21 protein-coding genes are annotated in these 23,343 nt (G+C 71.0%); 9 read left to right on the forward strand and 12 right to left on the reverse strand.

Annotated elements, in window-relative coordinates:
• Positions 1–3: 3 nt before the first annotated feature.
• The 3 genes from JJ685_RS05720 to JJ685_RS05730 are packed head-to-tail and all read right to left on the reverse strand — an operon-like array spanning position 4 to position 2,679.
• Positions 4–903, reverse strand: a complete 900-nt coding sequence (locus tag JJ685_RS05720; RefSeq protein WP_201673229.1) for an NAD(P)/FAD-dependent oxidoreductase — start codon at positions 901–903, stop codon at positions 4–6.
• Between the two features lie 7 nt (positions 904–910).
• The gene (locus JJ685_RS05725) at positions 911–1,387 is read right to left on the reverse strand and encodes a DUF2269 family protein (RefSeq protein WP_201673230.1); all 477 of its coding nucleotides are present in this window, start codon (positions 1,385–1,387) and stop codon (positions 911–913) included.
• Positions 1,387–2,679, reverse strand: a complete 1,293-nt coding sequence (locus JJ685_RS05730) for an SDR family oxidoreductase (RefSeq protein ID WP_201673231.1) — start codon at positions 2,677–2,679, stop codon at positions 1,387–1,389. The genes JJ685_RS05725 and JJ685_RS05730 overlap by 1 nt, the downstream gene beginning before the upstream one ends.
• A 73-nt stretch (positions 2,680–2,752) precedes the next feature.
• Between JJ685_RS05730 and JJ685_RS05735 the strand changes: the two genes are divergently transcribed.
• Positions 2,753–3,217 carry a hypothetical protein gene (locus tag JJ685_RS05735; RefSeq protein WP_201673232.1) on the forward strand — a complete coding sequence of 155 codons (465 nt, stop codon included), beginning with the start codon at positions 2,753–2,755 and terminating at the stop codon, positions 3,215–3,217.
• Position 3,218: 1 nt separating this feature from the next.
• On the opposite strand, the gene JJ685_RS05740 is transcribed toward JJ685_RS05735, so the two are convergent.
• From JJ685_RS05740 to JJ685_RS05760, 5 genes are all read right to left on the reverse strand, one after another.
• A complete protein-coding gene (locus JJ685_RS05740; RefSeq protein WP_201673233.1) occupies positions 3,219–4,913 on the reverse strand; it encodes a response regulator in 1,695 nt (564 codons plus the stop codon).
• Positions 4,914–5,179: 266 nt separating this feature from the next.
• Entirely contained in the window at positions 5,180–6,874 is a 1,695-nt protein-coding gene (locus tag JJ685_RS05745) for a long-chain fatty acid--CoA ligase (RefSeq protein WP_201673234.1), read from the reverse strand.
• A gap of 109 nt (positions 6,875–6,983) precedes the next feature.
• Positions 6,984–7,328, reverse strand: a complete 345-nt coding sequence (locus JJ685_RS05750) for a DOPA 4,5-dioxygenase family protein (RefSeq protein ID WP_201673235.1) — start codon at positions 7,326–7,328, stop codon at positions 6,984–6,986.
• Between the two features lie 14 nt (positions 7,329–7,342).
• On the reverse strand, positions 7,343–8,383 hold the full coding sequence (locus JJ685_RS05755) for a DMT family transporter (RefSeq protein WP_201673236.1): 1,041 nt from the start codon (positions 8,381–8,383) through the stop codon (positions 7,343–7,345).
• Positions 8,384–8,397: 14 nt separating this feature from the next.
• A complete protein-coding gene (locus JJ685_RS05760) occupies positions 8,398–8,688 on the reverse strand; it encodes a hypothetical protein (RefSeq protein WP_201673237.1) in 291 nt (96 codons plus the stop codon).
• 211 nt (positions 8,689–8,899) lie between these two features.
• On the opposite strand from JJ685_RS05760, the gene JJ685_RS05765 reads away from it, so the two are divergent.
• The 6 genes from JJ685_RS05765 (at position 8,900) to JJ685_RS05790 (ending at position 16,348) form a co-directional block, all read left to right on the forward strand.
• A complete protein-coding gene (locus JJ685_RS05765) occupies positions 8,900–9,367 on the forward strand; it encodes a DUF411 domain-containing protein (protein WP_201673238.1) in 468 nt (155 codons plus the stop codon).
• A gap of 107 nt (positions 9,368–9,474) precedes the next feature.
• Complete coding sequence (locus JJ685_RS05770; RefSeq protein ID WP_201673239.1) at positions 9,475–9,810, forward strand: hypothetical protein; 336 nt, start codon at positions 9,475–9,477, stop codon at positions 9,808–9,810.
• A gap of 86 nt (positions 9,811–9,896) precedes the next feature.
• Positions 9,897–11,174 (forward strand): TolC family protein, encoded by a 1,278-nt coding sequence (locus tag JJ685_RS05775; protein ID WP_201673240.1) that lies wholly within the window; start codon positions 9,897–9,899, stop codon positions 11,172–11,174.
• Positions 11,171–12,733: an efflux RND transporter periplasmic adaptor subunit gene (locus JJ685_RS05780; protein WP_330901705.1), complete on the forward strand. Its 1,563-nt coding sequence runs from the start codon at positions 11,171–11,173 to the stop codon at positions 12,731–12,733. Before JJ685_RS05775 ends, JJ685_RS05780 begins: the two co-directional genes overlap by 4 nt.
• 11 nt (positions 12,734–12,744) lie before the next feature.
• The gene (locus tag JJ685_RS05785) at positions 12,745–15,924 is read left to right on the forward strand and encodes an efflux RND transporter permease subunit (RefSeq protein ID WP_201673241.1); all 3,180 of its coding nucleotides are present in this window, start codon (positions 12,745–12,747) and stop codon (positions 15,922–15,924) included.
• Between the two features lie 103 nt (positions 15,925–16,027).
• Positions 16,028–16,348, forward strand: coding sequence for a copper-binding protein (locus tag JJ685_RS05790; protein WP_201673242.1), 321 nt, complete (start codon positions 16,028–16,030; stop codon positions 16,346–16,348).
• A gap of 24 nt (positions 16,349–16,372) precedes the next feature.
• On the opposite strand, the gene JJ685_RS05795 is transcribed toward JJ685_RS05790, so the two are convergent.
• A complete protein-coding gene (locus JJ685_RS05795; RefSeq protein WP_201673243.1) occupies positions 16,373–16,837 on the reverse strand; it encodes a thioredoxin family protein in 465 nt (154 codons plus the stop codon).
• A 127-nt stretch (positions 16,838–16,964) separates the two neighbouring features.
• On the opposite strand from JJ685_RS05795, the gene JJ685_RS05800 reads away from it, so the two are divergent.
• Together JJ685_RS05800 and JJ685_RS05805 are read left to right on the forward strand one after the other, a co-directional pair.
• Positions 16,965–17,381, forward strand: coding sequence for a DUF2946 family protein (locus tag JJ685_RS05800; protein ID WP_201673244.1), 417 nt, complete (start codon positions 16,965–16,967; stop codon positions 17,379–17,381).
• Positions 17,382–17,444: 63 nt separating this feature from the next.
• Complete coding sequence (locus JJ685_RS05805; RefSeq protein WP_201673245.1) at positions 17,445–18,461, forward strand: transporter; 1,017 nt, start codon at positions 17,445–17,447, stop codon at positions 18,459–18,461.
• Between the two features lie 22 nt (positions 18,462–18,483).
• On the opposite strand, the gene JJ685_RS05810 is transcribed toward JJ685_RS05805, so the two are convergent.
• The 3 genes from JJ685_RS05810 to glgP form a co-directional block, all read right to left on the reverse strand.
• Positions 18,484–20,052, reverse strand: a complete 1,569-nt coding sequence (locus tag JJ685_RS05810) for an ABC1 kinase family protein (protein WP_201673246.1) — start codon at positions 20,050–20,052, stop codon at positions 18,484–18,486.
• Between the two features lie 19 nt (positions 20,053–20,071).
• Positions 20,072–21,427: an MBL fold metallo-hydrolase gene (locus tag JJ685_RS05815; protein ID WP_201673247.1), complete on the reverse strand. Its 1,356-nt coding sequence runs from the start codon at positions 21,425–21,427 to the stop codon at positions 20,072–20,074.
• Between the two features lie 126 nt (positions 21,428–21,553).
• Positions 21,554–23,248, reverse strand: coding sequence for an alpha-glucan family phosphorylase (gene glgP, locus JJ685_RS05820; protein WP_201673248.1), 1,695 nt, complete (start codon positions 23,246–23,248; stop codon positions 21,554–21,556).
• Between the last annotated feature and the right edge of the window lie 95 nt (positions 23,249–23,343).

Here is a 23,343-nt window from a genome sequence, read left to right on the forward strand (position 1 = left end):
ATCCTAAAGCCGATTGTGGATGGCGGTCGAGGCGATCGCGGCGTGCCCCGCCGCCACGCTGATCTGGTTCAGGTCCATCGCCACGTCGCCGGCGGCATAGAGGCCGTCCACCGTGGTCTGCTGGTGCACGTCCACTTCGAGCTGGCCGTCCGGGCACGAACGCGCGCCGAGCCGCGTGGCGAGGTCGCAGGCATGGTGCAGGCCGAGCGCGGGATAGAGCGTGTCGAACTCCAGCACCTGCCCGTCCTGCAGGGCCACGCGCACGCCGCAGTCCACGCCGCAGTCGATGCGATGCGGGGGGCTGTCCGCCAGCCGCACGCCGGCATCGCGCAGCCGCGCCAGCTCGCGCGGATCGACCTCCTCCTGCGTCGCCATCGCCAGCCAGGTCACCTCGTTGCCGAAACCCGAGATGAAGAGCGATTCGTGCAGGCCGTGCCCCGCGCGCCCCAGCACCGCGACGCGCTGGCCCTGCGTCTCGAAGCCGTCGCACACCGGGCAGAAGCGCACCTGGCCGGCCTGCATGGCCTCGTGCAGGCCGTCGATCTCCGGCTCGACGTCGCGCGCTCCGGTCGCCAGCAGCACGAAGCGCGCGCGCCATTGCCCGCGGTCGCTTTCCGCGCGGAAGCTGCCGTCCTCCAGCTTCTCGATGCGCCGCACCTCCGTGTGCGTCGTGGGCACGCCGTAGATGCGGGCGTGCTCCTGCATGCGGCGAAGCAGCTCCGGCCCTTCGATGCCCTCCGGGAATCCCGGCACGTTGCGCGTGCGCGGGATCTTCGCCAGCCGGCTGCCGCCGGCATCGAGCACCAGCGCGCGGCGCCGGTAGCGGCCCAGGTAGACGGCGGCGGTGAGACCGGCGGCACCGCCGCCGATCACGAGGCAATCGAGGATCTCGTCCTGGCTCATTCGGAATTCACCCGGCCCAGGGCAGGCGCTTGGCCACCATCAGCCAGAAGATCAGGAGGAAGGGGAAGAAGGCGCCGAAGCCGAGCCCTTTCCACCAGTGGAACAGGCGGCGGTAGGCGTCCGGCAGGGGCTCGCAGCCATGCTCGGCCTCCACCGCCATCCCGCGCATGCGGATCTGGATCGCCACCACCGGCAGCCAGCAGGCGATCGCCACCGCGTACAGCGCGAGCGACCAGGCCACCCAGGGGGTGGACAGCGGGATCTTCATCAGGTGGATCAGCCACAGCCCGGTGACCGGCTGCACGACCGCGCTGGGCGTGGTGAACAGCCAGTCGGCCGCGACCACGTTGCGCGCCGAAGCGGCCGCGCCGCCCGTGTGGCCGCGCAGCGAGGAGGCGAACAGGTGGAAGGCGGAGCCGACGCCGGCGCCGAACAGGATCGTCGACGACAGCACGTGCAGCCACTTCACCACGAGGTAGTCCATCAGTGCCTTCCTTCGCGCGCCGGCGGCTCCAGCGACCACAGCAGCGCGATCAGGGCGAGGATGGGCAGGTTCTTGGCGATCGGCCCGTAGGGATGCAGCCAGTATTCGGGCAGGAACAGCGTGATGAGCACGGTGTAGCCGGCGACCAGCGCCAGCTGCGCGAGCCACACCCCGCGCCGCCAGCGTGCCGGCGCGGCCAGCGTGAGCAGGCCCAGGACCAGGTCGAGCAGGGCCGCGCCGTAGAGGGCCAGGGTGGCGGGCGTGCCGTGCAGGCCCACGCGCGCCAGCAGGGCGTAGCTGTCCCGCACGGGGTACAGGCCGAAGGAGACGATCGCGGTCCAGATCCACAGGAACGCGAGCGCGAGCCGCAGCACCGGCAGCCAGAGATCCAGCGTCGCTTCGCGCCGGGCGCTCTCGCGGACGGGCCCGGCGATGAAGTCCGCCGGGGCGCGCGGCGCGCGCCCGAGCAGCGCCGGCAGGCCGTTGCGCTGGGTGGCGTTGCCGGCCAGCAGCATGTCGGCCGTGTCGCGATCGAGCATGCTCCCGGGAAGGACGCCGGCCAGGGTGGCCCCGGCGCGGAACAGGAAGGCGGGGATGGGGATCACCCATTGCCGCGGGTTCTCGCCCATGGCGAGCCGCAACTCGCGCAGATAGCCGGCCAGCGCCAGCGGCCGCGGCCCGGCGAAGACATAGGTCGCGACTTCTTCCGGCGGCGACTCGACCAGGCGCACGACGCCCTGCACCACGTCGTCGAGGTGCACCGGCTGCACCGGCATGCGCCCGCCCATGGGAAAGGGCAGCAGCGGCGCGACCGCGAGCTTGTTGAACAGCGCCGCGCTGTCGCCGCCCGGGCCGTAGACCAGGGAGGGCTGCACGATCGCGGCGCGCAGCGGCAGGGAGCGCAGCACGTCGTCCGCCGCCTTCTTGCTGCGCTGGTAGCCCGTGCGGCCATGCTCGTCCGCCCCCAGGGCGGAAACCTGCACCACGCTGCGCACGGCGGCCGCGTCGCAGGCATGGAAGAGTTCGGCGGGGGCGCGATGGTGCAGCGCCTCGAAGGTCTGCCCGCGCTGCTCGCGCAGGATGCCGACCGCGTTGACCACCGCGTCGATGCCCTCCAGCCGCGGCAGCCACCAGTCGCGCGAAGGCACACTGGCGAAGTCGGCCTGCACGAAGTCGACCCGGCCCGGAGACGGCCGGCGCATTGCAGGAACGACCGTGTGTCCGCGCTGGCGCAGGGCCTGCGCGACAGCGCGGCCGATGAAGCCGGTGGAACCCGTCAGCAGGACGCGCATGGCAGGCCCAGTCTAGCGTTACGCCTTGCAAGCGGGGCGCCACGGATTGCCCGGCATTACCTAGACTCACGGCATGCCAACCTGGAAACAAGCCTTGCGCGAGGGCCTGGTGTCCGGCAGCCTCGCGAGCGCCTTCTCGGCAGGGTACCTGGCCTGGGCCGGCTACCGGCGCAACCAGCCTGCCGCCCCGGTCAACGCGGTGAGCCACTGGTTCTTCGGCGACCGCGCCCTGCGGCAGGACGAAGCCAGCCTGAAGTACACGCTGACGGGCTATGTCACGCACCACGTCGCGGCCATCTTCTGGGCCGTGCTGCACGCGAAGGCGTGGGGCGCGCGCGAAGAGGCGAAGTCGCCGGTCCCGGCGCTGGCCGGCGCGGTCACGGCGGCCACGGTGGCCTGCGTCGTCGACTACCAGCTCACGCCGAAGCGGCTGACGCCGGGCTTCGAGCACCGGCTGGGGCGTCCGGAGATGGCGAACGTGTATGCGTTCTTCGCGCTCGGGCTGACGGTGGGGACGCTGCTGATGAAGAAGCGGTGAGTCAGACGCTCCCCGCCTCCTCCCGGGCGGCCTCCAGCACGCTGCTCACCGCATCGCCCAGCGCCGCGATGTCGAAGGGCTTGCGCAGGATCTTCGGCTTGCCGGCCAGGCGCTCCACGGCGGCCATGTCGGCATAGCCGGTCGCGAGGATCACCGGCACGTCGCCCACCAGCTTGCGCGCCTCGGAGATCACTTCGGCGCCGGTCATGTCGGGCATGGCGTAGTCCACCACCAGCAGGTCCGGCTTCACCGTCGCCAGCGAGGCCAGCGCCTCGCCGCCGTTGGCCGCCTCCGTGACCTTGTAGCCGATCAGGCTCAGGCACTCGACGATCACGCGCCGCACGTCCGGGTCATCCTCCACCACCAGGATGTGGCAGGCCCCGGCGAGCGCCGGCACCGCCGGCTGCTGCTTCTGCACGCTCTGCTCGTCGGTATCGCCGTCAGCCTCGGGGAAGAGCATTTCCACCGTGGTGCCCTGGCCCTCCTCGCTGCGGATGCGCGCCAGCCCGCCGGACTGGCGGGCGAAGCCATAGACCTGGCTGAGGCCCAGGCCCGTGCCGCGGCCCAGCGGCTTGGTGGTGAAGAAGGGATCGAACACCTTGGGCAGCACGTTGGCCGGAATGCCGCCGCCGGTGTCGGTGACGCTCACCAGCACGTAGTCGCCCGGGGGCAGGTCGCGGTCCTCGTCGAGGAAGCGCGTGCCCGTGGTGATCTTCAGCTTGCCGCCCTGCGCCATCGCATCGCGCGAATTGACCGCGAGGTTCAGGATCGCCATCTCCATCTGGCTCGGGTCGAGCACCACCGTGGCGTCTTCCTCGCACAGGTCCAGCTCCACCTCCACCGCGGAGCCGACGGAGATCTCCAGCAGGTCCTTCATTCCCAGCAGCAGCTGGTTGACCCGCGTGAGCTTGGGCAGCAGCGACTGGCTGCGCGCGAACGACAGCAGCTGGTTGGTGAGGCGCGCCCCGCGCCGCGCCGCGCTCTTGGCGCGGTCCACCACGGGCTTGACCTTCTCCTCCTTGGCATAGAGGGAGACCAGCTCGAGGTTCATGTTGACCACGTGCAGCAGGTTGTTGAAGTCGTGCGCGATGCCGCCGGTGAGGCGGCCGATCGCTTCCATCTTCTGCACCTGCGTCAGCGCCGCCTGCGCCCGCTCGCGCTCGTTGATCTCCTTCATCAGCCGGTCGTTGGCGCTGGCCAGCTCGCGGGTGCGCAGCAGGATGCGGTCTTCCAGCTCGCCGTTGAGGCGCTCCAGTTCGCCGCGCGTGCGCTTCAGTTCCTCCAGGTGCTCGCGCGCCGCGTACTGCCGCCGCCGCGCCCGCACCGCGGATTCGACCGCGCTCACCAGCGTTTCGGCATTGAGCGGCCGCTCCAGCAGCACCAGGTTGCCGAGGCTGTGCAGCGAACGGAAGTCCTTCTCCGGCCGATGCCCTTCGCGCTTGGTGGCCAGCACCACGAAGGGAAAGTCGGACCAGGGCGGCTGCGCATTCAGCCAGTCCAGCAGCCGGTCGTCCGACAGCAGCTCCGGCAGCGCTTCCTCGGTGAGGATCACGGCGGCGGCGCCTTCGACCAGGGACTGCAGCAGCTCGTCCTCCGTCGCGCACACGTGCGAGGTGATCTCCTGGTGCTGCAGCATGCGCTGCACCACCGAGGCATCGCGGCCGCGGGGCGCGTGGACCAGGACGCGGAGTTCCATCAGCGCGCTCCCTCGCGCACGCCCACCCGCGGACTGCCCTCGACCAGGGACAGGCGCTTGCCGGGAAGCCCGCCACCCAGGACGGCGCCGAGACCGGGGCTGCCGGTCGAGGCACGCGCCTGTGCGGGGTGGAAAGCGAGGGGTACTGGGCGTCTCATCCGGTGGCAATGGCCGCGGACGGGAAGCGGCTGCGCAACGATCCTAACGGCTGCGCAACGGGCCCCCTGTAGGCTGATTCCGACAGTTGCGTCGTGCTTTGTCCGGCGTCACGCGCGGGCTTCGGCTTCCTGCAGCGCGCGCCACATCACCTTGCCGCTGCCGCTCTTGGGCAGCGCGTCCACGAACTGCACGATGCGCGGCACCTTGTACACGGCCATGTTCTCGCGGCACCACTGCACGATGTCCTCTTCGCTGACCTGCCCGCGATGCGCGGGCCGCAGCACGACCACGGCCTTCACGGTCTCGCCGCGATAGCTGTCGCGCGCCGAGATCACGCAGGCCTCCTGGATCGCGGGGTGGCGGAACATCAGGGCCTCCACCTCGGCCGGCCAGACCTTGTAGCCCGAGGCGTTGATCATGCGCTTGAGCCGGTCGGTCAGGAAGAAGTAGCCGTCCTCGTCGGTGCGGCCCAGGTCGCCCGAGCGGAAGAAGCGCTTGCCCTCGAATTCGATGAAGGCGGCCTGCGTGGCCTCCGGCCGCTTCCAGTAGCCGTCGAACACCATGGGGCCGTGGATGATGATCTCGCCCTGCTCGCCGGGTGGCAGTTCCTTCAGCGTCTCGGGATCGACCACGCGCGCGTCGCAGCCGAGGAAGGGAATGCCCAGGCACTGCTGCTTCGGCGCATCGGGCGGATTGCTGTGCGAGGGCGCGGCCGTCTCGGTGAGGCCGTAGCCTTCGACGTAGCGCAGGCCGAACTGCTCCTGCAGGCGCTGCGCCACGGCCTGCGGCATCGCGGCGCCGCCGCCGCCGATGTGCTGCAGGCTCGACAGGTCGTACTGCGGGAAGTTCGGGCTCGCCAGCAGGTCGATCACCATCGTCGGGATGTTGGTCCAGGTGCTGACCTTCCAGTTCGAGATCAGCCAGCCGGCCAGGTCGCGGTCCCAGCGGGGCATCATGACGATGGTGGCGCCGATGTAGATGTTGGCGTGCATCAGGCTCACCATGCCCGTGATGTGGAACATCGGCACCACCAGCAGCGTCACCGCTTCCGGCGTGGCGTTGCCCCAGAAGCAGCTCGCCAGCGCGTTGTGCATCAGGCTGCGGTGCGGGTGCATGCAGCCTTTCGGGTTGCCCGTCGTCCCGCTGGTGTAGGGCAGCACGGCCAGGTCCTGGGGCCCCACCTCGAGCGGCGGCAGCGGCAGCTCGTTGGCGAGCGCGTCGGTCCAGGCCAGCACCTGGCCGCCCGGCAGTTCCGGCAGCGGATGGCGCGTGAGCAGCCAGGACTTCCACGCCTCCGGCATGGGCCCGGTGTGCGGCGCCTGCGGATCGAAGGCATCGGTGAACTGCGTCACGACCAGGTGCGCGAGCCGCTCGCCCACCGGCAGCTGCGCGTTGGCCTTCGCGATCTCGGCCGCCAGGTCGCCGGTGGTGATCGCGACCCGGGCGTCGGGATCGGTGATGTAGTGCTTCAATTCCTCCGCGCGGTTCATCGGGTTCACCGGCACGACCACCGCGTTGGCGCGCAGGATGGCGAAGTGCGCGATGAGCAGTTGCGGGCAGTTCTGCATGTCCAGCAGCACGCGGTCGCCCTTGCGCACGCCCAGGGCGTGCAGGCGCGCGGCGAGGCGCTCGGCCTGCCGCAGCACTTCGGCATAGGGAAGCACGCGGCCGAAGAACACCACCGCGGGCTTGTCGGGATAGCGGCGGGCACTGGTGGCGAGGTTGTCCCAGAGCGAGGTGGCGGGCGGCGTGAGGGCGCGGGGCAGGCGGCGCGGCCAGGACTTGAAGTGCGGGCGGTCCATGGAGGGATTCTGTCTGCTGGAGCCGCGAACCTTAGCCAAAGCCCGGCCCGGCTGCATGGGGAGAAGCCCGGGCGGGGTCACGGATGCGACGCGAGGCCGCCCTGGCCCTTCAGCGCAGCGCCTCGAGGTCCAGCGGCCAGTCCTGGCCGAGCCAGTACGCGTACTCGGTGTGGTCCCTGAGCGCGTCCCCGCTGAGGCCGTGCACCAGGATGTCGAGGCCGTTGCGATGCGCCTCCAGCCACGGCACCAGGCGCTCGAATTCGGCGGCGGAGAACGCCAGCTGGCAACTCCAGCGCGGATGCGGCCCCACGTTCTTCTCGTGCACGCGCCCGACGGCGACCTTGAACCGGCGCCCGGCCTCCTCGCACAGGGCACGCGCCTGGTCCACGGTGTCCGCATCGAAGTAGACGTGCGCGTGGTAGGCGGAATGGACGTTGACGGGGCGGCGCGGCATGCGGGCGATCCTCCTCAGTGCTCGTGCCGGTGGTGCGCGTCCGGGTAGTGCGGATGCGAATGCAGCAGCGGCTCGTGGTGGTGCGGGTGGCTGTGCCGCGTGCCCGGAGGCACCGGCGGCACGTGCGCGTGGTCGTGGTGCGGGTCGCCGCCGTGCACGTGCTCGTGGGCGTGCCCCAGCGCTTCGTGCGAATGCAGGTGCTCGTGGCGCTCGGTGACGTGCAGCCACACGCCCAGCGCCATCAGCGCCGCGGCGGCGCCCAGGCGCCAGTCCAGCGGGTCGCCGAGCAGCAGCACCGCGAGCAGCGCGCCGAAGAAAGGCGCGACCGAGAAGTAGGCGCCGGTGCGTGCAGTGCCGAGCGAGCGCAGCCCCAGCACGAAGAGCACCAGGCTCACGCCGTAGCTGAAGAACCCCAGCAGGCCCGCGGCGCCGGCCACGGACCCGGGCGGCCAGGGCGCGCCCAGGGCCAGCGCGAGCAGGAGGTTGGTGCCGCCGGCGGCGAGCCCCTTCACCATCGCGATCCAGGTCGCGTCGGCCAGCGACACCTTGCGCGTGAGGTTGTTGTCGACGGCCCACGCGAGGCAGGCGCCGAGGACCAGCAGGGCGGCGGCGCCGGACGCCGCGCCCGCCGCCGCGCTGGGCCAGGCCAGCACGACGCCGCCGGCCACGATCGCCACCATGCCGAAGCCGACCCGCCGGTCCACGTTCTCGCGGAACACGACCCAGGCGAGCAGGGCCGTCAGCACCGCCTCGCCATTGAGCAGCAGGGAAGCCTGCGAGGCCGGCAGGCGCGCGAGGCCCAGCATCAGCAGCACGGGGCCGGCCACTCCGCCGGCGAGCACCGCGCCGGCGAACCAGCGCGCTTCGCCCGGCGCCAGGCGCACCGGCGGCTCCCGGCGCAGCGCCCGCCACAGGGCCAGCCCGCAGCCGGAGCCGAGATAGAGCAAGGCGGCCAGCAGCCAGGGATCGACCTGCGCCAGCAACAGCTTCGCCAGCGGGGCGGCGGCGCCGAACAGCGCCGCCGCCGCCAGGCTGGCGGCGATGCCCGGATGCAACGGGCGAAAGAGGCTCAGCGCAGGATGCGTGCGACGATGAAGCCCGCGGCGAAGGCCACGCCCAGGGCGGCCAGCGGGTTGGCCCGGACCTGGTCGCGGGCCATGTTGCCGTATTCCTCCTGCAGGCCCATCACGCGCTCGCTGCCCGAGCCGATCTTCTGTTCCAGCGAGTCGACGGCCTCGTGCAGGCTCTGGGCCATGCGGCGGACGCGGCTCGCTTCGCCGTTCAGGCCCGCCGCACCGGTGCCGCCCGACGACTCGGTGCTGGTCGGGAAGGGGTTCTCGGTGGAGGTTTCAGCGTTCATGGGGATCCTCTGTCGGTGTCGGTTGGTCCAGGGTTCCGGCGGGCTGCCGGTGCAAGCTGTCACTGTAGGAAGCCCAGCGTTACGCCCCTGTCAGCATCTTCCGGATCAACTGTAGGACTTGTCCTTCGTCGATCCCACGGCTATCTTGCACCGTAACATACCTCCCGGCGCATGCCTGTCCATGCGCAGTCCGTATCACAGGAAAGCATTCATGAACGAGAAGCCCACCCGCCGCAGCCTGCTGGCCGCTCTCGCCGCCCTGCCCTTCGCGTCCATGGCCCAGCAGCCCGCCAAGGTCCTGGTCGAGATCTGGAAGGCTCCCGAATGCGGCTGCTGCGAGGACTGGGCCAGGCACCTGCAGGCCAACGGTTTCGCGGTGAAGGTGCATTCCGGCGGCAACGACGCGCTGCGCGCGAAGATGGGCCTGCCGGAGCGCCTCGCCTCCTGCCACACCGGCATCGTCGGCGGCTACGCCGTCGAGGGCCACGTCCCGGCCCGCGAGATCCGCAGGCTGCTCAAGGAAAAGCCGGAGGCCGTCGGCCTCACCGTGCCCGGCATGCCGGTCGGCTCGCCGGGCATGGACGCCCCCGTGTACCAGGGCCGCAAGGACCCTTACGACGTTCTGCTGGTCGGCAAGGGCGGCACCACCAAGGTCTACGCCTCGTACAACAAGGCCTAGAGCACCCCCTGCGCGACGCCGCGGATCGCCTCGGCCGAGCGCCATTGAGCGGCATCAAGGGACCGTGCCGGGCGCCGGTTATGATTCGATGCAACCGGTTCCCGCGCATGACCGCCCTTCGCCTACGGCTTCCCCGCTTCGCCGCCCTCGTGCTGCTGGCCTGGCTGTTCGCGACCGGCGTGGCCTTCGCCCACACCTGTACCTCCAAGGTGTACATCGACTGCGAAGAGTGCTGCGCCGAGATGAAGGCCATCGAGGCCTGGAGCGAGCCGGTCACCGTCTCCGTGCCGGCCGTGCAGCCGGCAGCCGCCCTGCCCGCGCCGCTGGTGCTGTCCATGCTGGCCTGGGAACCCGGCGCCGAACCGGCGCCCTGGCCGGCCGCCTCGCCCGATCCGGGCAGCGGCCACGACATCCCCATCTTCTTCCTGAGGCTGGCGCTCTAGCGCCCGCGTGTCCGCACGCGTCCGCGGCAGGCCACCGGCCCGCCGCCCCGCGGCTTTCGCCGCGTCCTGGCCCTCCGGAGAAGAACATGCTTTCCTCCTGCAGCCCGTCCCGGCTGCGCGCAAGCTTCCTCCTGCTGCTCGCCGCCCCCGCGTGGGCGGTGGCGCAGACCGCGCCGCTGGGTGCCGACCTCCCGTCGCTGCTGGATTACGCGCGGCAGCACAACCCCGAGCTCGCCGCCATGCGGCACGAGGCGCAGGCGGCGGCGCAGCGCGTGCAGCCGGCCGGCGCCCTGCCCGACCCCGTGCTGCGGGTCGAGCTCATGAACATCAACAACTACGGCAACGACGCCGGCTTCAGCCTGCTGCCGTCCAAGGTCGGCGAGACCAAGTACACGTTCATGCAGCAGCTGCCCTACTGGGGCAAGCGCGAGCTGCGGCGGGAAGCCGCGGCCGCCGACGCCCGCCAGTCCGAGGCGCGCGCCACGGCCACCTGGGCCGAGCAGGCGATGCGCCTGCGCACGGCCTTCGCCCAGTACTACCTCGCCGCGCACAACGAGCGCATCACCGGCGAGCTGCTGGAGCTGGTCACCCGCCTGGAGCAGGTGGCGCAGGCGCGCTACGCCAGCGGGCTGGCGCCCCAGCAGGACGCGATCCGCGCCCAGCTGGAGCAGACCGCGATCCGCTCCGAGCTGATCGCCGCCGCCAACGAGAAGCGGCAGCTGCAGGCGCGCATCAACGCGCTGCTGGGCCGCGCGCCGGCCGCCGGCCTGGCGGAGCCCCGCGCGCTGCCCGTGGTGCTCGCCCCTGCGCTGGAGCCGCAGGCCCTGGCCGCACGCGTGCGCGAGAGCAACGCCACCGTGCGCACGGAAGCCGCGCGCCTGCAGGCCGCGCAGGCCAACCGCGACCTGGCCCAGCGCAACCGCTATCCGGACTTCAACGTCGGCGTCTTCCCCACCCAGGTGGGCTCGCGCATCACGACCTGGGGCGTGATGGTGGAGATGAACATCCCGTTGCAGCAGGACGTGCGCCGCGCGCAGGAGAGCGAAGCCGCCGCCATGCTGGAAGCAGCCCGCGCGCGCGCCGAGGCGGCCGCCAACCAGGCCGCCGCCGACCTCGAGGAGCAGCTTTCGGCGCTGGACGCGGCCCGCCGCAACGAGGTGCTGATCGCCACCCGCCAGCTGCCGCAGTCGGAGCTGGTCCTGCAATCCGCCGTGGCCGCCTACGAGAACGGCAAGGTCGATTTCGCCACCCTGCTGGAGGCGCAGCGCCAGACCCGCAAGGCGCGGCTGGACCTGCTGAAGGTGCAGGCCGAGCAGCAGATGCGCATCGCCGAGATCGAACGCACCCTGGGAGAAGCGCTGTGAAGAACACGACCGTCCTCGCCCTTGCCCTCGCCATGGCGGTCGCCGGTACGGTCGGCGGCAGGTGGTGGGAGGCGCGCCAGCATCCGGCCGGCGCCAGCACCGCCGCCGCGCCCGGCGCCTCCGGCCCGGCCACGCCCGCCTCAGGCGAACGCCGGATCCTCTACTACCGCAACCCGATGGGGTTGCCGGACACCTCCGCCACGCCCAAGAAGGACCCGATGGGCATGGACTACCTCCCGGTCTACGAAGGCGAGGAGGCCGACCGCGGCAGCGCCGGCCAGGTGCGCATCAGCGCCGACAAGGTGCAGAAGCTGGGCGTGCGGGTCGAGGCCGTGGCCCTGCGGCCGCTGGCCCGTACGGTGCGCGCGAGCGGCCGGGTCGAGCCGGACGAGCGCCGCGTCTACACCGTCACCGCCAAGTTCGAGGGCTACGTCGAGCGCCTGCACGTGAACGCCACCGGCCAGCCGGTGGGCCGCGGCCAGCCCTTGTTCGAGGTCTACAGCCCCGAGCTGGTGTCGGCGCAGCGCGAGTACGCGATCGCGGTGCAGGGCATGCGCTCGCTGGCCACTGCCGGCAGCGACGCCGCCGCCGGCATGAAGCAGCTCGCCGAATCCAGCCTGGCGCGGCTGCGCAACTGGGACCTGCCGCCGGACCAGGTCGAGGCGCTGGCCCGCACGGGCGAAGTGCGCCGCACCGTCACCTTCCGCTCGCCGGTGGGCGGCATCGTCACCGAGAAGAAGGCCGTGCAGGGCATGCGCTTCAGCGCCGGCGAGATGCTGTACCAGGTCACGGACCTCGGCGCCGTCTGGGTCATCGCCGACGTCTTCGAGCAGGACATCGCCGCGATGCGGCCCGGCGCCAGGGCGGCGGTGCGCATCAACGCCTACCCGGAGCGGACCTTCCCCGGCACCGTCACCTACGTGTACCCCACGCTCAAGGCCGAGACCCGCACGGTGCCCGTGCGCATCGAGCTGGCCAACCCGGGCCAGCTGCTGAAGCCCGCGATGTTCGCGCAGGTGGAACTGCCCGCCGGCGATCCGCGGCCGGTGCTGACGGTGCCGGATTCCGCCGTGATCGACAGCGGCACGCGCACCGTGGTGCTGGTCCAGCTGGGCGAGGGCCGCTTCGAGCCGCGCGAGGTGAAGCTCGGCGCCCGCAGCGCCGCCTACGTGCAGGTGCTGGAAGGCCTGCGCGAGGGCGAGCAGGCGGTCGTGGCAGCCAACTTCCTGATCGACGCCGAGAGCAACCTGAAGGCCGCGGTGCACTCGCTCGGCGGCCATGCCGGCCACGGCGTGCCGGCGCTCGGCGCCGCCTCCGCCAGCGCGCCGGCGGCGGGACACAAGGGCCAGGGCAGCGTCGACGGCATCGATGCGAAGGCCGGCACCGTGAGCCTGAAGCACGGCCCCATCGCCAGCCTGAAGTGGCCGGCGATGACCATGGAGTTCAGGGTCGCCAACGAGAGCCTGCTGCGCGGCCTCAGGCCCGGCATCCAGGTCGACTTCGAGTTCGTCGAGCGGCAGCAGGGCGAATGGGTGATCACCTCGATCACCCACCGCTGAAGGAGCCCGCGATGCTTGCCAAGCTCATCGCCTGGTCGGGACGCAATCCCTTCCTGGTCCTCATGGCCACGCTGTTCGCGATTCTCGGCGGGGTGGTCGCGATCGCGAAGACGCCGCTCGACGCCCTGCCCGACCTGTCGGACGTGCAGGTGATCGTCTACACCGAATTCCCCGGCCAGGCGCCCCAGGTGGTGGAGGACCAGGTCACGTATCCGCTCACCACCGCGATGCTGGCGGTGCCCAAGTCGAAGGTGGTGCGCGGCTTCTCCTTCTTCGGCGCCTCCTTCGTCTACGTGATCTTCGAGGACGGCACCGACATCTACTGGGCGCGCAGCCGCGTGCTGGAGTACCTCAACTTCGCCGCCGGCCGGCTGCCGCGCGGCGTGACGCCGCAGCTCGGGCCGGACGCAACCGGCGTGGGCTGGGTCTACCAGTACGTGCTGCTGGCGAAGGACCGCACGCTGGCCGAGCTGCGCAGCCTGCAGGACTGGTTCGTGCGCTACCAGCTCACCAAGGCGCACGGGGTTGCCGAAGTGGCCTCGGTCGGTGGCTTCGTGCAGACCTACCAGGTGACGGTCGATCCGGCGAAGCTGCGCAGCTACGGCATCCCGCTGGCCAAGGTGACGCAGGTGATCCGCGACTCCAACCGCGACGTCGGCGGCCGGGTGGTGGAGATGGCGGAGACCGAGTACATGGTGCGCGGCAGGGGCTACCTGCGCGGCCGCCCGGACATCGAGCAGCTCGCGGTCAAGACGGAAGGCGGCACCGCGGTGCTGATCCGCGACATCGCCCGGGTGGAACTGGCGCCCGACGAGCGCCGCGGCCTGGCGGAGCTCAATGGCGAGGGCGAGGTGGTCTCCGGCATCGCCATGGCGCGCTACGGGCAGAACGCGCTGGAAGTGATAGGCAACGTGAAGCAGAAGATCGCCGAGATCTCTTCCGGCCTGCCGGCCGGCGTGACGATCGAGCCGGTCTACGACCGCTCGGACCTGATCCACCGCGCGATCGACACCCTGACCCGCACCCTGGTCGAGGAAAGCCTCATCGTGGCGGCGGTGTGCATCGTGTTCCTGCTGCACGTGCGCTCGGCGCTGGTCGCCATCCTGATGCTGCCGGTCGGCGTGCTGATCGCCTTCATCGCCATGCGGCTGCTGGGGATGAACTCCAACCTCATGAGCCTGGGCGGCATCGCCATCGCCATCGGCGCCATGGTGGACGCGGCGATCGTGATGATCGAGAACGCGCACAAGCACCTGGAGCGGCTGCCGGCCCGGCACACGCCGGCGCAGCGGGCGGCGGCGATGCTGGCCGCGTGCAAGGAGGTGGGCCCGGCCCTGTTCTTCTCGCTGCTGATCATCACCGTGTCCTTCCTGCCGGTGTTCACGCTGGAGGCGCAGGAGGGCCGCCTGTTCGCGCCGCTGGCCTTCACCAAGACCTTCTCGATGGCGGGCGCGGCGCTGCTGTCGGTGACGCTGGTGCCGGTGCTGATGCTGATCTTCATCCGCGGGCGCATCCTGCCGGAGGCGCGCAATCCGGTGAACCGCTTCCTGATCTGGGCCTACCGTCCCCTCATCGCGGGCGTGATGCGCTGGAAGAAGGCGACCATCGCGGGCGCCCTGCTGCTGCTGGTGGCGACGCTCTATCCCGCCAGCCGGCTGGGCACCGAGTTCATGCCCGCGCTCGACGAGGGCACGCTGCTGTACATGCCCTCCTCGCTGCCCGGCATGTCCATCACCAAGGCCGCGGAGCTGATGCAGACGCAGGACAAGATCATCAAGAGCTTCCCCGAGGTCGCCTCGGTCTACGGCAAGGCCGGGCGCGCCGGCACCGCCACCGACCCGGCGCCCGTGGAGATGTTCGAGACGATCATCAACCTCAAGCCCCCGTCCGCCTGGCGCCCTGGCATGACGACGGACAAGCTGATCGCCGAGATGGACAAGGCGCTGCAGTTCCCCGGCATCGCCAACGCCTGGACCATGCCGATCCGCGCCCGCATCGACATGCTGTCCACCGGCATCCGCACGCCCGTCGGCATCAAGGTGTTCGGCAAGGACCTGGTGGAAATGGAAGCACTCGCCAAGCAGATCGAGTCCGTGGTGAAGAACGTGCCCGGCACGAGTTCGGCCTTCGCCGAGCGCATCACCGGCGGCTCCTACCTGAACATCGAACCGGACCGCGCCCAGCTCGCGCGCTACGGACTCTCGGTGGGCGAGCTGCAGGACGTGATCGGCACCGCGCTGGGGGGCGAGATCGTCACCACCACGGTGGAAGGCCGCGAGCGCTACGGCGTGACCGTGCGCTATCCGCGCGACCTGCGCTCCACCCCGCAGCAGATCGAGCGCGAAGTGCTGGTGCCCACCCTGGACGGCCGCACGATGGTGCCGCTGGGGCAGGTGGCGAAGGTGCAGGTGGCCCGCGGCACCCCCGGCATCCGCACCGAGAACGCGCTGCTGTCCGCCTACATCTACGTCGACATCCGCGACCGCGACATCGGTTCCTACGTGGCCGAGGCGCGCCAGGCCGTCGCCGCGCAGGTGAAGTTCCCGCCCGGCTACTACGCCACCTGGAGCGGGCAGTTCGAGTACATGGAGCGGGCGGCCGACCGCATGAAGATCGTCGTGCCGGTCACGCTGCTCACGATCTTCCTGCTGCTGTACCTGAACTTCCGGCGCCTGACGGAAACGCTGATCGTGATGCTGTCCGTGCCCTTCGCGCTGGTCGGCGGCGTGTGGCTGATGTGGGCGCTGGGCTACAACCTGTCGGTGGCGGTCGCGGTGGGCTTCATCGCGCTCGCGGGCGTGGCGGCGGAGACCGGCGTGGTGATGCTGATCTACCTCGACCACGCCTGGGCGCAGGTGCGGCAGAAATGCGCCCTGGAAGGCCGCCGGCCCGGCGTCGCCGACCTCTACCACGCCATCATGGAAGGCGCGGTGGAGCGGGTGCGGCCCAAGATGATGACCGTGGTGGCCATCATGGCCGGCCTGCTGCCCATCCTGTGGGGCACCGGCACGGGCTCGGAGGTCATGAGCCGCATCGCCGCGCCCATGGTGGGGGGGATGCTGTCCTCGACCGTCCTGACCCTGGGCGTGATCCCCGCGATCTATGCGCTGGTCAAGGAATGGGAATTGCGGCGGCAGGCGCGGCGCCAGCAAGAAGCCGTGCCGGCGGACGCGGCGGCGGCCGTGGAGTAACGCAGGGTCAGTGGCCGGCCCGGTTGACGCGGCTCAACCGGCCTCCGGCTTGCCTCCTGCATGCTTGCGTTACATTGCAGCAACCGTTCGAGAAGGTCTTTCCATGAGCAAACGAATCCACTACGTCCTGGCCGCGGCGCTTTCCCTGGGCGCGCTGTCCGGCGCCTGGGCCGCCGGCGAGCCCGCCAAGCAGGCCGCCACCGCGATGACCGCGGGCGAGGTGAAGAAGGTCGACGCTGCCAAGGGCCAGGTCACCCTCAAGCACGAGCGCATCGAGAACCTCGACATGGGCGCCATGACCATGGTGTTCCGCGCCACCAAGCCCGAGCAGCTCAAGGGCCTGAAGGCGGGCGACAAGGTGCGCTTCCACGCCGAGTCCGACAAGGGCGCGATGGTCGTCACCCACATCGAGGCGGCCAAGTAAGGGCGCCGCGCGCCCGGCTGGCGGTCAGGAGGCCGCCGGCTGCCGGCGCAGGAAGGCCAGTACCCTGGCCTCGTCGTAGTCCTTGCCGGCCTCGAGTTCGCCGGACGCCTGGGACGCGAGCAATTTCCCGCTGTCGTCCAGCACGTAGAAGTGCGGATAGCCCCTTGGCCTCGGGAACCGCGAGAGCAGCTTCTCGTTGCGGTTCTGCGGGGACCAGTTCACCTTGAGCACGATGTAGCGCTCCGCCAGCGCGTTCCGCACCTCGGGATGCGCAGCGACGAAGCGGTCGAAGATGTGGCACCACGAGCACCACTCGCCGCCCACGTCCACGAAAACCAGCTTGCGCTGCGCCTGTGCGAGCACCAGCGCCTGCTCCAGGTCCGCCGCGGCGTCGCGGGCGGAATCGAACTTCTCTGGCAGCGCGTGGAAAGCCCACGCCGGTGCCAGGCCCATGGCGGCCAGCGCGGCGAGCAGCGATCTCCTGTGCATGCCAACCATTCTAGGGAACGCGTTGCGCCGCCGCCAGCCGCCGGGCTGACATTCGTCAAATCCGAGCAGTTCATCCGACAATCGCACGCCCACCGGGGCATACTCTGCCGTAGAAGAACGTCTGAGCATGCACGGACTGCGCAACGCCCGCCGCTTCGGCCGCCTCCTGGCGGTCTGGCTGTTGCTGTGGTTCGTGGCGATGGCCACCACGGGGGTGCCGCCCGCGCTGGGGACCGGCGACGCGCAGGTCGCCGCGGCCCTCGCCGGCGCGCATGTCGACCACGAAGGCCACCACGGCCACGCGGCCGAGGAGTCCGCGGGCGACGACACCGAGGTCGCCGTCAATGTCCACGCAGGGCACGCCTCGGGCTCGCCGTCGCACTGCCCGCTGTGCGCGCACGGGGCCGCCCCGCCGCCCACGCAGTTCGCGCCCGCACCAGCCGGCGAAGTCGCCACCGATCCCGCCGCCGCACCGGGGGCTGCTCCCCCGCGCGTGCGCACCGACGCGCCCCCGCCGGCGCGCGGCCCGCCCCTTCTCTCCTGACCCGCGTTTTCGTCTTTCCGCCGCCCAGCGCGGCGCTCGATCCTTTTCGCATCAGGAGATACCGTGCATCCGATCCATGGGGCTTGCCTGCAAGCCGCTTCCACCTTCCGTGCCCGCAAGATTTCGCCGGCCCCGCTCGTCCTCGCCCTGCTGGCCGCGTTCGCGGGCAGTGCGCAGGCGAGCTGCGGCTCCGCCTTCTGCTCCATCAACACCGACTGGGGCGTCGGCACCACCGGCCTCGCCGAGGGCAGTTCGTTCGACCTCCGCTACGAGGACATCAAGCAGGACCAGCCGCGCGCCGGCTCCCGCAAGGTCGCCGTCGGCGAGATCCCCGGCCACCACGACGAAGTCCACACCTTCAACAAGAACCTCGTCGGAACCTACAACTACACCTGGGCGTCCGGCTGGGGCGTCTCGGCGATCCTGCCTCTCGTGGATCGCGACCACTTCCACATCCACAACCACCACGGCGGCGCCGAGGTCATCCCCGAGCAGTGGAAGTTCCGCGAGCTGGGCGACGTGCAGGTGGTCGGCCGGTACCAGCAAGCGCTGTCCGGTTCCGACGCCGCGCCGCGCACCGCCGGCGCCTTCTTCGGGCTCAAGCTGCCCACCGGCAAGACCGACGTGGCGAACGACGACGGCGACATCGCCGAGCGCAGCCTGCAGCCGGGCAGCGGCACCACCGACCTGATCCTGGGCGCCTACTACCACCAGCAGATCGCCGCCACCGGTGCCGCCTGGTTCGCGCAGGCGCGGCTGCAGCAGCCGCTGAACTCGCACGACAACTTCAAGCCGGGCGCGCAGCTGGGCCTGGACCTGGGCTACGCGCATCCCGTGACGCAGCGCTTCTCGGCCCTGGTGCAGCTCAACACGGTGTTCAAGAAGCGCGACAGCGGAGCCGAGGCCGAGCCGGAGGACAGCGGCGGCCGCTTCGTCTACCTCAGCCCCGGCCTGAGCTACAAGCTGGGCGAGCGCTTCCTGGCCTACGCGTACTACCAGCTGCCGCTGTACCAGTACGTCAACGGCGTGCAGCTCACGACCAGCCGGGCCTTCGTGGTGGGCGTGTCGACGCACTTCTGAGCCGGGAGCCTGGGCGGGCGGCTCACTCCCTGCGCACGCAGGTCCAGGTGAGCAGCCCCGCGAAGAGGAAGCCCGTGGCCGGCAGCAGGGGCAGGCCCAGCAGCTCCGGCCCGGGCCGCTGCACCAGCAGCCACGAGGACGCGAGGTAGAGGCCCACGGCGGCCACCGCCGCCGCCAGCCGGCGCGAAGGATCGCTGTGGCGGCGGCCGCGTTCCTCGCGCCAGGCGCGGGCCTCCCAGCCCTGCGCCAGCTCGCGGAACTCGTGCACGATGCGGCCCAGGCTGCGCGGCGCCTGGCGCGCCAGCAGCAGCGCCTCGAACTTCAGCCGGTCCACCGGCACCACCGGGCTGCTGGATTCCGAGTCCCGCAGCACCGCCGCGGCGCGCGTGAACAGGCCCTGCACCAGGTTGAACTCCGGGTCCAGCCGGCGCACGTTGGCTTCCATCAGGAACATCGCCCGCATCAGCACCAGCAGGTGGTGCGGCATGCGCATGCTGTGGCCGTGCCCCATGCGCGTCACGCGCAGGAACACCTCGCCGAAGGACCACTCGCCCAGGGGCCGGCGCGCATAGTCGCGGATGATCTCCTCCTGCCCGATGCGCAGCTCCTGCCGGTCGATGTGGCCGGCCAGCACGCCCAGGTCGAGGAAGGCGTCCAGCACCCAGTCGGCGTCCTGCTGCGAGAAGGCCAGCATGAAGGCGACGAGGTTGAGGCGGGTGCCCCGGTCGAGGAAACCGACCAGGCCGAAGTCGTGCAGGCAGATCCGCCCGCCGTCGCACACGATCAGGTTGCCCGGATGCGGGTCGGCGTGGAACACGCCCTCGTGGAAGAACATCCACAGGTAGGCCTCGACCAGCGCGCGGGCGAGGCGCGGGCCCTGGTCGGCCAGCGCGGGATCGTCGATGCGGCGGCCGTGCACCATCTCCTGCACCATGACCCATTCCGTGTAGAGGTCGTCGATGACGCCCGGCACGGTGATGTCCGGCGAGCCGCGGAAGATCTCGCCGAAGCGCCGGTTGTTCGTCGCCTCCTGGCGGAAGTCGATCTCGCGCGCCAGGTTGCGCGCCAGCTCGTCGACGAGGTCGTAGGGCCGCAGGCGCCGCGCCGAGGGCAGCAGCCACAGAACGCTGCGGATGAACCAGCGCAGGATGCGGGTGTCCTCCTCGATCGTGCGGCGGATGCCGGGCCGGCGGATCTTGACCACGACCTGCCGGCCGTCCCGCATCGCGGCGTGGTGCACCTGCGCGATCGAGCCGGCGGCGAAGGGCTGCTCGTCGAAGGAGGCGAACACCTGGGCGATGGGTCCGAACGAGCGCTCCACCTCGGCGCGGGCCAGCGCCGCGTCGAAGGGCTCGACGTGGTCCTGCAGCCGCTGCAGTTCCTGCACGTAGTCGTCCGGCAGGAACTCGCGGTGCAGGCTCAGCCCCTGGCCCAGCTTGACGAAGGTGGTGCCCAGGCTCTCCAGCACTCCGGCCAGCCGCCGCGCCGGCGAGACCCGCGTCCGGCGCAGCCCGAAGTGCACCAGGACCCACCAAAGCACGTGGCCCCACAGCGCGAGATTGATGCGCAGCAAGCGCCCGACGATGTGCATGCCCTTCAGCTCCCCGACTTCACAAATCCACCGCCTGCAGCTGCTCCGCCACGGTGCAGGGCCAGCGATGCCGCTCCTCGATGGCGAGCCGCAGGCGGTCGGCGGCAACCGGTTCGCCGTGCGTGACGAACACCCGCCGCGGGGCGCCCGGCAGCCGCCCTATCCAGCGCAGCAGCTCCTCCCGATCGGCGTGCGCCGACAGCGAGCCGAGGCTCACGACCTCGGCTCGCACGGGCACGTAGTCGCCGTGGATCTTGAGGGTGCGCGCGCCTTCGGCAAGCGCCGCGCCGCGGGTGCCCGCGGCCTGGTAGCCGGCCAGCAGGATCGTGTTGCGGCGGTCCGGTGCGAAGGCCTTGAGGTGGTGCACCACGCGGCCGCCGGTCGCCATGCCGCTGGCGGAGACGATCACGGCGGGGAAGCGCAGTTCGTTGAGCTTGCGCGACTCCTCCACCGTGTTGACCACGCGCGCGCAGAGGCACATCGCCTCGCACTGCGAGGCGTCGAGGCGGTGCTCCCCGTGGTGGCGGTGGTAGATGTCGGTCACGTCGGCCGCCATGGGGCTGTTCAGGAACAGCGGCAGGTCGGGGATGCGGCGCTCGCGCTTCAGGGTCGCGAGAAGGTACAGCAGCGCCTGCGCGCGTCCGACCGCGAAGGCCGGCACGACGACGATGCCGCCGCGCCCGGCCGTGCGCCGGACCGTCTCGGCCAGCGTCGCGGCCACGTCCTCCCGCGCGTGCAGGCGGTCGCCATAGGTCGATTCGATCACGACGTGCCCGGCGGCCGGCGGCGGCGCAGGCGGCCGCATGAGGATGTCTTCGTCGCGCCCCAGGTCGCCGGAGAACAGCAGCGAGCCGCCGTTCCAGGCCACGTGCACGCTGGCGGCGCCGAGGATGTGGCCGGCGGGGCTGAAGCGCACCGTGAGCCCCGGCACCGGCTCGAAGGCCTCGCCGAAGCCGCGCGGCCGGAACTGCTGCAGCACCCGCCGCCCGTCCTGCTCGGTGTAGAGCGGCAAGGCGGGGCTGTGCCTGGAGAAGCCGTGCCGGTTGGCATAGAAGGCGTCCTCCTCCTGCAGGTGGCCGGAGTCGGGCAGCAGCAGCGCGGCCAGCTCCTGCGTCGCGGGGGTGCTGAACACGGGGCCGCGGAAGCCCTGCTTCGCCAGCGCCGGCAGGTAGCCGCTGTGGTCGATGTGCGCGTGCGTGAGGACCACGGCATCGACCTGCGAGGCGGGCAGCGGCAGGCGGTCCCAGTTGCGCAGGCGCAGCTGCTTGAGGCCCTGGAACAGTCCGCAATCGACCAGCACGCGGCGACCGTCATGTTCCAGCAGGTACTTGGAGCCGGTCACCGTGCCGGCGGCTCCGAGAAAGGTCAATCGCATCGTCGAGGACAGATTGACGCGCGCGGCGCCAGTCGGGATTGACCCTCGTCAAGGGCCTGCAAGTGCGGGCGCCGGGCGGGCGCGTCGACAACAGCCGCGCGAGCCATGGCGGCCGCGCGGGCGGGATCAGCCCCAGTACGCTTCGGAGGCGTAGCGCCGGATCATCCGGTGGCTGTTGAAGTAGGAGCCGTTGCGCGCGATGGCCGACTTCATGATCATCGACCAGGCCGGCCTGTGCTCGTAGAAAGTGCGCAGCACCGTCGTCTCGAGCTTCTCGTACAGCGAGGCCGCGTGGCGGTGCGCGTCATGGTCGCCGCCGTCGATCCCGATGGCCCAGCCGGTGATGCCCTCCTCCCAGCCTTCGATCCACCAGCCGTCCAGCACGCTCAGGCTCGGCACGCCGTTGAGCGCGGCCTTCATGCCGCTGGTGCCGGAGGCCTCCAGCGGCGGCTGCGGCGTGTTGAGCCACAGGTCCACGCCACTCACCATTCGCCGCGCCACCTCCAGCCGGTAGTCGGGGATGAACACCACGGGGATGGTGTCCGCGAGCTCCCCGGCCCAGCTGTGCAGTTGCTCGATGTGCCGGTGCCCGGGCTGGTCGTGCGGATGCGCCTTTCCGGACACGATCACCTGGAAGGGGAAGCGCCGCGCGATGGAGCGCATGCGCTCGAGGTCGGAGAACAGCAGGCCCGGGCGCTTGTAATCGGTCATGCGGCGCGCGAAGCCGATCGTGCAGAGAGACGGATCGAGCCGCGAGCCGCCCGCGAGTCCCGCCACGGAATCCAGCAGCGCGTTCTTGGCCTGCGCGTGCGCGGCGACGATCTCGTCCTGGGGGATGCGCAGCGCCCGCACCAGCAGCTCGGGCTCGTGCAGCCACTGCGGGATGTAGCGGTCGTAGAGCATCTGGAAGGGCTCGGAGGTCCAGCGCTGCGCGTGCACGCCGTTGGTGATGGCGTGCACCTCGTAGCCGGGGAAGAGCGCGCGCGAGGTCTCCGCATGGCGCCCGGCCACCCCGTTCACCCAGCCGCAGGTGGCCAGCGCGAGCCGCGTCATGTTCAGCCGCTCCGGCCCGCCGAGCGAGCGCAGGATGCGCGGGTCCACCAGACCGCCCAGCCACTGCTCGGCGAGCGGATAGGAATAGCGGTCGTGGCCCGCTTCCACCGGCGTATGGGTCGTGAACACGCACTGGCTGCGCACGTTCGCGATCGCCTCGTCGAGCAGCGGACCGCTCGCTTCCGAGGCGCCGAGCTCGCGCAGCAGTTCGAGCGTCAGCAGCGCCGAGTGGCCCTCGTTGAGGTGGTACTTCTGCACCTTCAGGCCCAGCGTGCGCAACATGCGCACGCCGCCGACGCCCAGGACGATCTCCTGCCGCAGCCGGTAGGTGGTGTCGCCGCCGTACAGCCAGTGCGTCAGCGTGCGGTCCTCCTCGTTGTTCTCGGGCAGGTCGGTGTCGAGCAGGATCACCGGCACGCCCATCTGCGCGCGCCGCGCGGAAGGGACGTCGTACTGCCACGCACCCAGCCACACGTCGCGGCTGCCGACACGCACCACGACCTTGAGCGGCAGGCGCCGGCAGCGCAGGGCCGGATCCCAGTGCTCGGCGCGCTCGACCTGCGCGCCGTCGTGGATCTCCTGGCGGAAGTAGCCGGCCCGGCTGGCGAGCGTGACGGCGACCATGGGCACGCCGAGGTCGGCCGCGCTGCGCATCATGTCGCCGGCCAGCACGCCGAGGCCGCCGCTGTAGGTCGGGATGCCCTCCTCCAGCGCGATCTCCATCGAGAAGTAGGCGATGACCGGTAGAGTTGTTCGTGTCGGGCTCATGGCCCCGGATGGTAGATCGGTTACATCCCCCGGGGGAGTGCCGTTGCGCGAATGCCGCTGCGCTGTCGAGCTGGGGAAAGGCGGCACCCATAATC

It is taken from the genome of Ramlibacter monticola (genome assembly GCF_016722785.1).
In the GTDB taxonomy this organism is placed as follows: domain Bacteria; phylum Pseudomonadota; class Gammaproteobacteria; order Burkholderiales; family Burkholderiaceae_C; genus Ramlibacter; species Ramlibacter monticola.